Here is a 14844-nt window from a genome sequence, read left to right on the forward strand (position 1 = left end):
AAAGAACTGGACAAGACCACTTAACGGATGGAACCTTACAATGTCACAGATGATGATCATATTTGAAAACCGATTGACACAACCCTGAAGGTTGGCCGCGGCCAACCTTCAGGGTTGACACAGTTCGTTGAACAGACCCAGTTGCAGCTCGTTGCTGTATAGTTTCTACTTATTCAAAGAGCGCCTTACAAATTTGCAGACTGGGAAAACATGAAAATCCTGTTGGGGCCGAAAAGCCCGTTTTTGGCTCGAAAACCCACTATTGTGGGGCTGAACAGGGAAAAAGAGCTTCTATTATGAGCCAAATTTGCGGACTAAAACCAAGTACAAGGATGCAGGCATTCACAGCCTGCGTCACAGCTACGCGACCCACCTGATGTAAGCTGGCACAGACATCGGATTCATACAGAAACTGCTGGGCCATTCAGACATACGCACCACCCTTATCTATGCCAAGATAACAGACCGCGACATCAAGAAAATCAAGAGCCCATTGGATAAGCTATGAAACATGCGCATTTTCGTTATCTATTTAGCAAATTCAAACATGCGCATTATTGTTATTTGAATTCCATCATTTTAATTTTCAATAGTTTAAATAAATAATGGAACATAAAAACATGCGCATATTTACAAGTTAGCGGTCAGGCTATGACGACACAACCGACAGAAAAATATGAACAATAAAATAGCATTAGCACTTGCGACATTGACGGTAATTTTAAACGGATTCATTGGACATTTTTTTGCTCCAAATGGAATTATGCTGACACCAATTTTTTTGACAATCACTACCTCACTTGTTTGCTTCGGGACAAAAAATATCAAAAGCATTTTATTAAGTGCGTTGACATATTTATTTGTAGCATTAAACGACATTTCAATAAAACTATACTCAGGCGGTTCACACGACAACGAAGGACTTGGATGGATACATATGCTTTTGTTCGTTGGACTATTGCCAACATTTGGAATTTTATTGGCGACAATTTTTAGGAACAAACAAGAAACATTGACAAACAAAATAATTGCTCTGGTAATGTTCGTAGGACTTATCGCAGGACACTTGCAACTCTTTAGCAATTTAGGACTTGGACGATATTATTGGTATAATTGGAATTGATAAAATTATATGCTAAAACGACTTAAAAAATATAAGGTTCTATTTGGACTGATAGTATTGGTTATTGCATTTGGCATTTATAATAGACAAGCATTTCCAGCAATCTACAGTATAATTTCAAGCTACTTTCAACCTGTCGACATTGAATACATAAAAGAACAAGGAGAATGGCTTGGAACAACTGGCGGACTTGTGAGATTTGACGACAACTCAGAAACTATAAGCGGTGACACTATTTATCGCAACAACGAACCAATTATGATAGTAAAAAGATTGAATAAAAAATTCAATGAAATGTATATTTACAGACTCGACAGAAAAACGTATGACACTTATACAAGCACAATTGAATTCACAAAATAAAGAAGCCCGAACCGCTAACACGGGTTTGGCAAAAGTGGCGGTTCAGTGCTCCGCAGACACATTTGTGGTTAATCAAAGTTTGGTTCTCCGCATCAACATTTGTGGTAAAAATCGCCACCTTCGCCAAGCCGCAAAACGTTATATGCCACCTTATGACGACAGACAATAAAATAAAGAACAATGTTTAAAAACCTATTTAATAAACAAAATAGCAAGACAAAAAGTGTTTTTCTTGCAGGTTGGGAAGTTCATTTGAACGGAGATCAACAATGTGATAATTTCATTGCGACACAAATTACAAATAAGGGAACTGTCGAGACACTTTACAGTGGAATTGAATTAGTTTTTGAAAATAATAAACTAATCAGAGCTTACGATTATGAAGAAGGAAACAGAAAGGACAGAGAACTTAAAGCTGACGAAATTGGACTTGAATACAAAAAGTTTGAAGAAAACAGATTATTGCAGTTAGTTGAAAACAAAGATGGACTACATCAACTCGGTGGTGAAATTCCAAACGACTTTCAACTACCAGAGAATAATTGTGTTGTTCCATTTCAATATTTGGGGTTCATTGACAATCAAGACAAAAATTTTAGTTGGTTACCTTTTAAAGTTCATTTGACTTGCCCAATTTATCTAAATATAGGTAATGTATTTTTAGACTATACAAATCCAAATAAACCGACAATAATCAATCGTGACGAAGTTGAAAAAGCTGATACTTCACACGATGACGACTTAAATCAAACTTCTGAGATAGTATTTAATGAAATGAAATTTTCATTTGTTGAAGAAGAAGAATTTTCAGGAACAGGACATTCCGGACTTCCAAATTGGATACAATACCCCGACATACCAATGTGCCCAAAATCGGGTAAAAGAATGAAGTTTCTTTGTCAATTAAACGGTGGAGTAACTGCAAAACGGACAAATGTTGAACCCAAAGACGAGTGGTATAGACACTATTATGAAGAGCTGAATTTTTGGGGTGACGGAGACTTATTTGTATTCTTTGAGCCGACATCAAAAGTTGCTTGCTATTTCATACAAAACACATAGAATGACAAGAAAGGCGGCATATAACAGCACCTACAAGAAATAGGCGGTTCAGTGGTTAAATGAAACTTTGTTTTTCGTATCAAGTTTTGTGCTGGCAGACAGTTTTGTTCTCCGAAAGCCGCCACTGCGCCAAGCCACAAACCGTTAGCTTTCCCCAGTCAAATTCATCCCACCCAAAGAAATCAGTGGGGTTGTTTGCAATCAAATTAACCTTTTATGCTCCTGAGATGTCGCGTCTTTCACTTAAGCGTAACAGCTCTGCTACTCCTCAAAACCTCAATCGCTTCTCTTGCGCATTCAAAAATGCTTGAAGGCACTTGCAAACCCCATAAAAAGTGCCGCTACATAGGCAACAACTCGTTCATTTAGTGGCGACATTCGCAGTCCATTTGATCATGAACATTCGCGCAGCAACAGAAGACGACCTGAGTGGGATCTTAACGGTTCTCAATCATCATATTCTCCACTCCACTGCCATTTGGAGCGAAGCGCCATTCACGTGGCTAGAGCTTCTGGAATGGTACCACGCACGCGTGGATGTCGGATATCCCGTGGTGGTGGCCGTTTCTGAAGACCAGACCGTTCTGGGCTATGGAACCTACGCCATGTTCCGTCCAAAATCTGGCTATCGTTTCTGTGTGGAGCACAGTCTTTATGTCAATCCGAACGTGCATAATAAAGGCATCGGCACCGGCATTATCACGGCATTGATAACACAGGCCAAAGCCCAAGGATTGCACACGATGGTCGGTGTAATAGAGGCCACCAATGTGCAAAGCATTCAGTTTCATGAGAAATTCGGCTTCGAAATAACAGGCAGATTGCCTGAAGCAGGTTTCAAGTTCAATCGCTGGCTCGATCTGGTTTTCATGCAATTGAAAATAAGCTCGTAGAGTGTGTATTTTTCGGCCAACTATCAACGCTCATGGCCGACATCCGATCTCAATTCCTGCTCAATCCTGACATCATTCATCTGAACCACGGTTCGTTCGGGGCATGCCCCAAATCGGTGTTCGAAGATTACCAGAAATGGCAATTGGAACTGGAACGAAATACGGTTGCGTTCTACGTTAGAAAAGGCCCTGAATTGCTCTTCCATGCGCGCAAAGCCTTAGGCGATTTTATCGGTTGCCATGCAGATGATGTGGTGTACACCATGAATCCGAGCTACGCGATGAACATCATCATCAAGAGCTTTCCGATGAAAGAAGGCGATGAGATCCTTGCCACCGATCTGGAATATGGCGCCATGGACCGTACTTGGAATTACTACTGCCGCAAAACCGGAGCGAAGTACATTCAGCAGAAAATAAGCTTGCCTGTAACAAGCAAGGAACAGATCATAGAAGCGTTCTTCAGAGGGCTTACTCCAAGAACAAAAGCGGTATTTATCAGCCACATTACCAGCACAACGGCACTCATTCTGCCTGTAGAGGAAATCTGTGCTCGGGCAAAGGAACTTGGGCTGATAACCATTGTTGATGGTGCGCACATGCCAGGACATCTACCACTGAATTTGGCCACCCTGAACGCAGATATTTACACGGGTTCGTGCCATAAATGGATGATGACGCCAAAAGGCAGTTCGTTCCTGTATGTGAAACGCGAACTGCAAGCCTTGTTCGATCCCTTGGTGATCAGTTGGGGTTATGAAAGCGATACGCCAACGCATTCACAATTCATCGATTATCATCAGCTGCAAGGAACCCGCGATTTCTCGGCATTCCTCAGTATTCCAAAGGCGATTGAATTCCGAAAGGATTTTGATTGGGAAACTGTTTCAGCCAATGCACGGAAGATTTCGCAAGCCAATTACGAACGATTTGCAAAAGCCACCAACGGAATGATCCTCTGCCCTATTACCAACGATTTTCTTGGACAGATGTGCAGCGTTCAGATCTCCTGTCCCGATTTTGTGAAACTGGGCGAAATGCTTTACCAGAAATACGGCATCGAAATTCCTGTTTTCCCGCACGGAAATCACGTGTACACGCGCTACAGTTTTCAGGGCTACAACACGCAGGAAGAATTGAATAAGCTATTCGCTGCCTTCGAAGAAATAAAGAAGACCACGAATCTACTTGGTTGATTCCCAAGTTAACCGCGCCATCTTTCCGCGCTTTCCCATCGCCCAACCAGTCGAATTGGCCAACGCGCAAGTGTAATAGCCTTCGTCCGTTATCGGAATCCAAGTAGCGCCATCTGTGATCGAATATTCCATTCCGGTCCTTCCGCTTGCAATCAGCAAATTGGCTTCGGAAGAATAAGCCACGCACGAACGATAACCTCTTGGCTGATCTTTGGAAATCAAGTTCCAGGTCTTTCCTTCATCCAGCGAAACAGCACAGTTTGCTAGCGAATTCGTGCTATCCAAATAGCATCCGCCAACCGCCACCAGACCATTTTTGGTCTTGGAAATCGAGAAGATGCCGCATCCGTCTTCAGAACGAAGCGGTGTGTCATAAGCCGTCCAACGGCCTTTGGTCTCTTCCAAGGTCATGATGCGAGCAGTTGCACCACCGCCTGTAGCAATGAAATTCACCTTATTGCCCGCAATAATTCCCGTTCCGCTAGCGGCAAAACCAGCTTCTTTCTCTTGTGATGGAACCATGAGAGATGGATCAAGTTCTTTCCACGTTTTCCCTTGGTCTTCCGAACGGAGAACCACAAACTTTCCATCGATTGGATCACCATAACAAAAGCCCACATTCCCACGGAAATCCATTCCATCCAGAAAGATTCCCGAATCCAAACGCGTATACACTTCAGTCCAAGAAATGCCGCCATCTTCCGTTCTCAGAATTCTTCCCTCCTCGCCTGCTGCCATGAGCAATGCCGTGTTGGCGTCAAACCCGTGAACATCCCGAAAATCGAGATGCGTAAAACCCGCTACCGTATCAGATTTCCACTCCATTCCATCTGTCATTCGCAGAAACGTTCCTCCCGTTCCGCTTGCCCAAGCAACGGAATCATTCACCAAATAGAGTCCTCGGATGCTTGCTTTCGTTACACGTTCGATAGGCTCGATGTGAACGCTTGCAATAGTCAGCTCAGGTTCTGTAGCAGGCTTATTACTACACGAAAAAAGACCCCATCCGCAAGAAGCGAACAGGGTCGTATGAATTAAAGTTCGAATCGATTTCATCGACCCGAAATTACGCGAAGATCATCCTCCTTTGTGAACCTTGTTCCGAATTCGGCTCAAGGTTTCGGGTGTTACACCCAACATGGAAGCGATGTAGCGCAAAGGCACGTGCTTCAGCAACTTCGCGTCCTGCGTCAACATTTTCCGGTAACGGTCTTCGGGACTCAAACTCAAATAATCCACTACCCGACCTTCCATATAACCGTAAACCTGCTCAGTTATCAATCGCCCCAATCGCTCCCATTTCGGAAAACGGTCGTACAGTTTCTGCATGCTCTGGTAGCTCATCACCAGCAATTCGCAATCGTTAATGGCCTGTATGTACGACATGGACGGCCGCTGAAGCGTAAAGCTTGTGTGGGCCGTGACAATATTGTGTTTTCCGAGCACCATAGTGGTTACTTCCTGATCGTTGATCTCGTAAAAAGTACGCACATATCCTTTGGTGATAAATCCGATGCTATTGCAGACCAATCCTTCATCTACAAAATACTCAGAAGCAGGAATTACCATGGGCTTAAAATGCGCCATGATGATCTCCATTTCATCCTCCGAGAAGTCAACGATTCCTTGTATGTAGCTCTGTAAAGCGAAAGAGCCTTCAATGCGTTCCAGTACTTGTTCCATTGTTTTTTGAACTTAAGAATTGATATAAGTCAAATGTACCGCTCAGTGTTGTACGGCAACGGAGAAGTAGGTTCGGATGGTTTATACGCACTGATTTCATGCCTGATCGCACTCCATGCGAACTTGAAAATGCGCGCAAAAAAAAGAGCGGCCCAAGGGTCGCTCTTTCATTGCATTGTGTCCGAAAAAACTACGGAAGTACGTTGAGTGTGATCGTGGTGAAGCTTTTCATCAATTCAGCCTTTATCACTTTGCCATTTTTGTAAGCGTAGCGCTCCTTTCCTCCATCAGGCAAGATCATTTCATATCGATGATCGCCAAGATCAACCACTTCCAGATCCATCGCATATCGCTCATTGAAAATGGTGCTTCTACCGATCGGCTCGTCAAAATACACGCAAGCAGAACTGTAGCTCACCAACTCTTTGCAAAGCTCCATTTCGTCCTCACCTTGATGTGTAATGTATCTGTCGCCTTCCCACTGAATCCCGAAACTCGTTTCCAAGGTTTCATCAATCCACGTTTTGGTAGTGGACGAGATCAGTTTTGAATCTGAATAAGAGGTTAGCAGCACCAATTTGTGCTCTGAAGGACGAATGAGGCCTGCAGCGGTCTTCGTTTCTACTCGGAAGTTGACCGTTCCGTTCACTTCTGTTCTGTTGGCGGTGTATGTTCCGATCGGTTTTCCGTCCAAAAGCACTTGATAATTGTGGTCTTCTACCGTTGCCGTTGGCCCGAACGAACTCAACAAGAGCACCGTTGGAATGAAAAGACAAACTAACTTTTTCATGGCGAGCATTTTTAAGGTTTACGCCATTCGACAACCGGTAGTTAGGTCATTTGTCGTAAAGTTTTCAACAGTAGCCGGAACTGCCTTCGTTTCATTGAACGACAACCAAGAAAGATCATTACTCCAAACTTGCTTCATATCAATGAAAGTTGATGCTCCATTCACATTCAAAGTGCGGAACACATAGTCCATCGCATCAACTATCTTCGCAGCCTAAATTTACAACCATGGCAGTAACCTTTCTTGATTTTGAAAGTGATATTCAAGAGTTGGAAGAACAGCTCGAAAAATCGCGTGCTATTCAGGAACGAGGCAAGGTAGATGCGAGCAAAACGATTGAAGAATTGGAGCTCAGCATTATTCTGCGCACCAAAGAGATCTACGGAAGCCTTACGCCTTGGCAACGGGTTCAAGTGGCTCGCCATCCAAGCAGACCTTATACATTGGCGCACATCAATGCGCTTACCGACAATACCTTTATTGAACTGCATGGCGATCGAACCGTAAAAGACGATAAAGCGATGGTTGGCGGTTTCGGAAGCATCGATGGAAAAACCGTGATGCTTATTGGACAACAGAAAGGCATCAACACCAAAATGCGTCAGTACCGAAATTTCGGAATGGCCAATCCTGAAGGCTACCGCAAGGCACTTCGCTTGATGAAATTGGCGGAGAAATTCAACAAACCTGTGATCACCTTCATCGATACGCCAGGAGCCTTTCCGGGTATTGAAGCGGAAGAGCGCGGACAAGGCGAAGCAATTGCGCGGAACCTGATTGAGATGATGCAATTAAAGGTGCCGATCATCTGTGTGATCATTGGCGAAGGTGCTTCTGGAGGCGCCCTCGGAATTGGCATTGGCGACAAGGTTTTCATGCTTGAAAACACGTGGTATTCCGTTATCTCTCCAGAAAGTTGTTCGACTATTCTTTGGAGAAGTCGCGACCATAAAGAGCAAGCGGCCACTGCGTTGAAACTCACACCACAAGACCTTCTTGAGAACAAACTGATCTCTGGAATCATTCCAGAACCATTAGGTGGTGCTCATAGGAATTACGATGAGACCTTTGCCAACGTGAAGAAAGAGATCAAAAAACACTTAACCCGATTGCATAATCAGGATCCACAGGAACGCGTTGACAAACGCATCGAGAAATACAGCCAAATGGGTGTTTATCTTGAATGGGCACTGACAAATGAGAAAGAACCTGAAGAAGAAGCATAATCCAATCCATTGCCCATTTAAATGAGTGTGAGAGATAAATATCAGCCTATCATCGGTTTAGAGGTGCACATGCAACTTATTACCGAATCGAAGGCATACAGCAGCGATAGCACTGAATTCGGAGGAATGCCGAACAGCAATGTGAGCGTGGTGACACTTGGTCATCCTGGCACGCTGCCAATGGTGAACCGTGAGGTAGTAAACAGCGCCATCAAGTTGGGGTTGGCCTGCGGATGCAGCATTCGAGAATATAACGAGTATGCGCGCAAAAATTATTTCTATGCCGACCTTCCAAAAGGCTACCAGATAACGCAAGACACCACGCCTATTTGCAATGGTGGGTCGATTCAGATAAAACTCGCTAACGGAGAAGCGAAATACATTCGTCTTACCCGTATTCATATGGAAGAAGATGCAGGCAAAAGCATGCACGATCAAGACCCATTTGATACGCTTGTTGACTTGAACCGTGCTGGAGTTCCTTTGTTGGAAATCGTTTCAGAACCAGACATCCGAACAGGCGATGAAGCCTACGATTACCTGATGGAAGTGCGAAAACTTGTGCGCTACCTCGAGATCTGCGATGGCAACATGGAAGAAGGCAGTTTGCGTTGCGATGCCAATATTTCGGTGATGTTGAAAGGCTCAGACAAGTACGGAAGACGCGTGGAGGTAAAAAACATGAACTCCATGCGAAACGTGCAACGCGCCATTGAGTTTGAGATTGACCGTCAGATCGCAGAATTGGAAGCTGGTAGAGAGATCAGTCAGGATACGCGAAGTTTCGATGCCGCCAAGGGAACAACCTTTGTGATGCGAAGCAAGGAAATGGCCAACGATTACCGCTATTTTCCAGAGCCAGACCTGCCACCAGTTATTGTGGATAAGCAATGGATTGCGGATGTGAAAGCCACCATGCCAGCATTGCCAAACGAACTACACAAGAAGTTCACGAACGATTTTGGATTGAACGAATACGATGCAGGCGTTTTGACAGAAAGCAAACCTGTGGCGCTTTACTTCAACGAACTGACTTCGCACACAACGAATTACAAGGCTGCTTCAAACTGGGTAACAGGCGATATCAAATCGTTTTTGAATGAGTTTGCTGTTCACATGGAAGATTTTCCGGTGAAACCAAAAACAATGGCGAAGCTGATTGCCTTGATAGACGAAGGGAAAGTGAGCCATTCGGCTGCTTCTCAGAAACTATTCCCTGAGCTATGCAAAAACCCTGATAAGGCTCCGCTGGAGATTGCCCAAAGTCTCGACCTCATCCAAGAAAGCGATAGCGGACAACTGGAAGAATGGGTAGATGCAGCATTGGCAGCGTATCCAGATAAAGTGGAAGAATACCGTGGCGGAAAGCAAGGCGTGCTCGGCCTTTTTATGGGTGAAGTGATGAAATTGAGCAAGGGCAAGGCCGACCCGAAACTGGCCAATCAATTAGTAAGACAAAAACTACAAGGATGATGAAACGAGCAATTCTTATACCGATGGCCACCTTCCTGTTTCTGGTAGGATGTGCCCAAAAAGACGCAACCATACACGGAAACCTGGCAAACGCAGAAGGTGAAACCATGTTGTTGGAACGTCTCTCTTCATCTGCAGCCGAAGGCGTGGATTCTGCTGAAGTAAGTAAGAACGGAGATTTTAAACTCAGTACGGGAGAAATCACCGAACCTGCATTCTACCGTCTTAGCGTCAATAAGAACAACTTCGTGATCTTGCTTTTGAACGCAGGCGAAAAGGCAGAATTGAAAGGAAATGCCCTTGATTTCTACCAGAGCTACGAGATCAGCGGTTCCGCAGGTTCAGACAAACTGAGAGTGTTGGACCAACGTCTGCGCTTGGATTACGAAAAAACAGACAGCCTTCGAAAGTCGTTTCAAGCGTATCAGCAAGCTGGGCATCCTCGCTTGGATTCCATTGCACAAAACATTGATGGCGTTTTCCAGCAAATGCAAGAAGAAAAACGTCAATACGTTATCCAGTTCATTAACGAAAATTCCAGTTCACTTGCATCGCTTTCGGCTGTACAATCGCTCAATCCAGCACAAGACCTAGATGTATTTGAGAAAGTTGCTGAAGATCTTACGGCAGCACTTCCAGAATCGGATTACGTTAAGAAATATAAGCTGCAATTGGTTGAGATGAAATCGAAACAACAGGCAGCCAGCAGAACGCAGATCGGAGCGCAAGCACCAGAATTGGTGCTAAAAACGCCTGAAGGCGAAACCATCAAACTTTCTGATTTCCGAGGTAAAGTAACGCTGATCGATTTTTGGGCTGCATGGTGCAAACCTTGCAGAATGGAAAACCCGAATGTGCTCAAGGTTTACAACCGATTCAAAGACAAAGGCTTCGAGATATTCGGTGTTTCCTTAGATCAGAATCAGGAAAGTTGGGTAGGCGCCATCCAACAAGATGGTTTGATCTGGAAACACGGTTCTGAACTCAAATATTGGCAATCGAGCTTTATCCCTGCTTACAACTTGGACGGCATTCCTATGACCTACTTGGTAGATCAAAATGGCATCATCATCGCTTCTGGCCTACGTGGTGCAGAATTGGAACAAAAGCTAGAGGAAATCTTCCAATAATTTGCCGTTCAATTAAGGAGTAATCCGTACAGAAACCATAGCAAGAGCACGTCATTGCGAGGAACGAAGCAATCTTTAACTATTCTGGTGAGAGATTGCTTACGTGTCACCTCCATTGTAACGATAGCAAGAACATTTTCACTTGTTCTGTTCATCTGCTGTTCCGTTTTTCCGTTTATCGGTTCTGGGCAGGAATACTTCCAACAGGAAGTCAACTACGAAATCCACGTTTCCTTGGATGACGAGCGGCACCAGCTCCATGCCACCGAAACCATCGAATACGTAAACAACTCCACTTCTACCCTCACATTCATCTGGTTTCACATTTGGCCCAACGCCTACAAGGACGGCCAGACTGCGCTTAGCAAGCAGATGCGGCAGGATAATGACCTCACGCTCTTCTTTTCCAAACCAAGCGACAGAGGCTGGATAGATAGCCTCGACTTTCAGATCAATGGGCAAAAGGCGCGCATGGAAATTGACCATCGCAACCAAGATATCTGCCGCGTATTCCTGAATGAACCGCTGGCACCTGGAGAACGGATTACCATTTCCACGCCTTTTACTGTTCAAATTCCGAAAGGCATCTTTTCGCGCTTGGGACATTTGGGGCAAGCCTATCAGATCACACAATGGTATCCAAAACCAGCGGTGTTCGATAAGGATGGCTGGCACCAGATGCCGTACCTCGGACAAGGCGAATTCTATTCCGAGTTCGGAACCTTCGATGTTCACATCACCTTGCCGCAGAATTACGTGGTGGGCGCCACGGGCGATCTTGTAAATGGTGAATCTGAACTCGCTTGGCTAGATGAAAAGGTAAAAGAAACCGAAGCAATTGCTGAATTCGATTACCGCGACATGTCGTTCCCTGCATCCGCATCAAGCACAAAAACACTCCACTATCATCAAGAGAAAGTCCACGATTTTGCTTGGTTTGCCGATAAGCGCTACCACGTGCTAAAGGGCGAAGTGGAACTTCCAAAAACCAAACGGAAAGTGACCACGTGGGCCATGTTTACGAACAACGAGGCCGACCTGTGGAAGAATTCCATCGAGTATCTGAACGATGCCACGTATTACTATTCGCTGTGGGTGGGCGAGTATCCTTACAATCAGGTAACGGCTGTGGATGGCGTGCTCTCGGAAGGAGGCGGCATGGAATATCCGAACGTGACCATCATTGGCGAAAGCGGCAATGCCAAGAATCTCGAAGAAACCATCATGCACGAAGTGGGACACAACTGGTTCTATGGTATGCTTGGCAGCAACGAACGCGACCATCCGTGGATGGACGAAGGCTTGAACTCCTTCATCGAATCACGCTATATGGATAAGAAGTATCCGAACTTGAAATTCAGAGACGTGTACGGGGGACGAAAGCTTATCAATTTTGGAATGAAGTGGGCGGGCGTTTACAATCTCGACCAGAAACATTTGAACGAACACGCTTATCGTTTGGCAGCACGAACCAATACCGATCAGGCCATTGATCTGCCGTCTGAAGACTACACCAGCATCAACTACGGCACCATCGTTTATGCCAAAACAGCTTTGGTTTTCAATTACCTGATGAAGTATCTGGGTCAAGAGAAGATGGACGAGATCATGCTTTCCTATTATCAGCAATGGAAATACAAGCATCCACAGCCAGAAGACCTCAAAAAAGTAATGATCGATGTGGTGGGAGATTCGCTACCGTGGTTCTTAGACGATGTGATCGGAAGTCACCGCAAACTGGATTATTCCATTGCACAGATCAAGAAGGAAGACGGAAAACTGAAGATAAAGGTGCGGAACATGGGTAAAATTGCAGGCCCTTTCCCCATCAGTGGTATTACTGGAAAGGACACAGTCATCACCCAATGGTTCGAGCCTGTGAAGAAAACCGGTTGGGTAACACTTGCCTGCAAATCGTGCGATCGTGTGGTCATCGATTCTGAAGAGGTCATTCCCGACATCAACCGCAAGAACAACAGCATGCGAGTGAAGGGTTTTCTGCGCAAAGTGGAACCGATACAGCCGCGATTTGTAGGCTATTACGAAAACCCTTACCGTTCTCAATTTGCCTTGGCGCCCACCTTGGGTTGGAACACTTACGATGGTCTCATGCTTGGTTTTGCCGTGTACAACGACATGGCGCCTGAGAACAAATTCAGCTACATGATCATGCCCATGTACGCCTTCGATTCCAAGACCATTACAGGCTCTGGCCGCATGTCCTACACCTTCCATCAAGAACATCGCTATCCCAATGTCACCATCGGGTTGGAAGGTCAGCGTTTCAACGTGGGGCGTATTTCTCCGTTCTACAATCCAACTGATGCCTACAGTCCGCAGTTGCCGCGCAACATCATGCGGCAATACTTGCTCTTCGATTTTCTTCCGAATAAGAGACGAAGCAATATGAATCAGAGTATCCGCCTGCGAAACACGATGTTTTTCACCGAACAGGGAAAGCTGATCCGCAACATTCCGCAGATCACCTACCATTTCAAGCGTGCATACGCTCCACACATTGCGGAGCTTACTGCCGATCTCCAATGGTTGAACAATGAAGCCAAGTTCGGAATCGAAGCCATCTATCGTTTCAAATTCAAACGTGGCTATGGAATTAGGGCGCGCATGTTCTTCGGCAAATTCATTAACCGCTCATCTACTCCTGCGTTCAATTTCCGAATGGCTTCCTTCAGAGAATTTCAAGATTACCTCTATGAAGGCACCTTTATCGGTCGTAAACTCGATAATGGATTCTTATCACAACAGCTGATGGAAGCAGACGGTGGATTCAAAAGCAATTTCTCCATAGGTAGTTCAAACGATTGGATCTTGGCGCTCAACCTCAGTTCCACTCTTTATCGCAGAATTCCCATCGAACTGTTTGCCAGCGTTGGAACTTACGCCAGAGCCAAAAGTGTGTTCCCCGGTTCTCAGCAATTTTTGGCCGAATTCGGAGTAAGCGTTATTGTGGTAAGGGATGTGTTGGAAGTGCATTTTCCCTTCCTTTACTCCAGAGATGTATCGGACAACGTCAAATTGGCCACCAACAATTACGGTCAGCAAATACGTTTTACCTTCAACCTCAACGAATTGAAACCGATCCAACGTTTGAAAAGCCTACTCAAGTAATGGTGCTAGCTAAGAAGATCTACTTCGCATCCGATTTTCATCTGGGCGTTCCGAACAAGGAAAAAAGCCTTGAGCGCGAGCGTTTGCTGGTGAAATGGCTCGATGATATTTCGAAAGATGCTGCGGAAGTTTACCTCGTGGGAGACCTCTTCGATTTCTGGTACGAGTATAAAACGGTAATTCCAAAAGGCTTTGTGCGCTTTCAGGGCAAACTGGCCGAACTCTGCGACAAAGGCATTCAGGTGCACATCTTTACGGGCAACCACGATATGTGGATGTTCCAGTATTTTGAAGAGGAACTAGGCGCTAAAATGCACCGCAAACCAATTACACTCGAACGGAACAGCAAGAAATTCCTTGTCGGGCATGGCGATGGACTCGGCCCTGGCGATCACGGTTACAAGTTCATTAAGAAGGTATTTTCCAACCCCTTATGCATCTGGCTCTTTAAATGGCTGCACCCAGATATTGGCGTGGGCCTGGCCAATTTCTGGAGTGGCCGTAGCCGCGAAGCCAACTTTGCTGCAGACGAGATTTACAAGGGCGATGAGAACGAATGGCTCTTGCAATACTGTAAGACCGCGCTAGAGAAGGAACACTTCGACTATTTCATTTTCGGGCACCGTCACCTGGTGCTAGACCGCGTGGTGGGCAATAACTCCCGATACATCAACCTAGGGCATTGGTTCAAAGAACCGCACTATGCCGTTTGGGATGGCGGGGAATTGAAGGTTGAAAGATTAAGTTAATGCACGATTAGGAACGGATTTTCTGGT

13 protein-coding genes are annotated in these 14844 nt (G+C 45.2%); 10 read left to right on the forward strand and 3 right to left on the reverse strand.

The features are described from left to right. The first annotated feature begins 676 nt into the window (after positions 1-676). From K9J17_12170 to K9J17_12190, 5 genes are all read left to right on the forward strand, one after another. Positions 677-1123: a hypothetical protein gene (locus tag K9J17_12170; protein MCF8277480.1), complete on the forward strand. Its 447-nt coding sequence runs from the start codon at positions 677-679 to the stop codon at positions 1121-1123. Positions 1124-1412: 289 nt separating this feature from the next. Continuing rightward, positions 1413-1655: a hypothetical protein gene (locus tag K9J17_12175; GenBank protein ID MCF8277481.1), complete on the forward strand. Its 243-nt coding sequence runs from the start codon at positions 1413-1415 to the stop codon at positions 1653-1655. A gap of 11 nt (positions 1656-1666) precedes the next feature. Further along, a complete protein-coding gene (locus K9J17_12180) occupies positions 1667-2548 on the forward strand; it encodes a hypothetical protein (protein ID MCF8277482.1) in 882 nt (293 codons plus the stop codon). Between the two features lie 395 nt (positions 2549-2943). Then, positions 2944-3441: a GNAT family N-acetyltransferase gene (locus K9J17_12185; protein ID MCF8277483.1), complete on the forward strand. Its 498-nt coding sequence runs from the start codon at positions 2944-2946 to the stop codon at positions 3439-3441. A 41-nt stretch (positions 3442-3482) separates the two neighbouring features. After that, positions 3483-4637, forward strand: coding sequence for an aminotransferase class V-fold PLP-dependent enzyme (locus tag K9J17_12190; protein MCF8277484.1), 1155 nt, complete (start codon positions 3483-3485; stop codon positions 4635-4637). Here K9J17_12190 and K9J17_12195 read toward each other — a convergent pair. From K9J17_12195 to K9J17_12205, 3 genes are all read right to left on the reverse strand, one after another. Then, positions 4626-5693 carry a hypothetical protein gene (locus K9J17_12195; protein ID MCF8277485.1) on the reverse strand — a complete coding sequence of 356 codons (1068 nt, stop codon included), beginning with the start codon at positions 5691-5693 and terminating at the stop codon, positions 4626-4628. The genes K9J17_12190 and K9J17_12195 overlap by 12 nt on opposite strands. Positions 5694-5714: 21 nt before the next feature. Further along, a complete protein-coding gene (locus K9J17_12200) occupies positions 5715-6320 on the reverse strand; it encodes a Crp/Fnr family transcriptional regulator (protein MCF8277486.1) in 606 nt (201 codons plus the stop codon). Positions 6321-6510: 190 nt separating this feature from the next. Beyond that, positions 6511-7110, reverse strand: a complete 600-nt coding sequence (locus K9J17_12205) for a hypothetical protein (GenBank protein ID MCF8277487.1) — start codon at positions 7108-7110, stop codon at positions 6511-6513. Positions 7111-7337: 227 nt separating this feature from the next. Between K9J17_12205 and K9J17_12210 the strand changes: the two genes are divergently transcribed. The 5 genes from K9J17_12210 to K9J17_12230 all read left to right on the forward strand — a co-directional run bounded on the left by K9J17_12210 (position 7338) and on the right by K9J17_12230 (position 14817). Next, positions 7338-8336, forward strand: a complete 999-nt coding sequence (locus tag K9J17_12210; protein MCF8277488.1) for an acetyl-CoA carboxylase carboxyltransferase subunit alpha — start codon at positions 7338-7340, stop codon at positions 8334-8336. A 21-nt stretch (positions 8337-8357) separates the two neighbouring features. Continuing rightward, positions 8358-9809, forward strand: coding sequence for an Asp-tRNA(Asn)/Glu-tRNA(Gln) amidotransferase subunit GatB (gene gatB / locus K9J17_12215; protein MCF8277489.1), 1452 nt, complete (start codon positions 8358-8360; stop codon positions 9807-9809). After that, positions 9806-10939: an AhpC/TSA family protein gene (locus K9J17_12220; protein ID MCF8277490.1), complete on the forward strand. Its 1134-nt coding sequence runs from the start codon at positions 9806-9808 to the stop codon at positions 10937-10939. The genes gatB and K9J17_12220 overlap by 4 nt, the downstream gene beginning before the upstream one ends. Before the next feature lie 87 nt (positions 10940-11026). Continuing rightward, positions 11027-14068 carry a M1 family metallopeptidase gene (locus K9J17_12225; GenBank protein ID MCF8277491.1) on the forward strand — a complete coding sequence of 1014 codons (3042 nt, stop codon included), beginning with the start codon at positions 11027-11029 and terminating at the stop codon, positions 14066-14068. After that, a complete protein-coding gene (locus K9J17_12230) occupies positions 14068-14817 on the forward strand; it encodes a UDP-2,3-diacylglucosamine diphosphatase (protein ID MCF8277492.1) in 750 nt (249 codons plus the stop codon). Before K9J17_12225 ends, K9J17_12230 begins: the two co-directional genes overlap by 1 nt. Positions 14818-14844: the final 27 nt, after the last annotated feature.

This window comes from Flavobacteriales bacterium, from assembly GCA_021739695.1.
In the GTDB taxonomy this organism is placed as follows: domain Bacteria; phylum Bacteroidota; class Bacteroidia; order UBA10329; family UBA10329; genus UBA10329.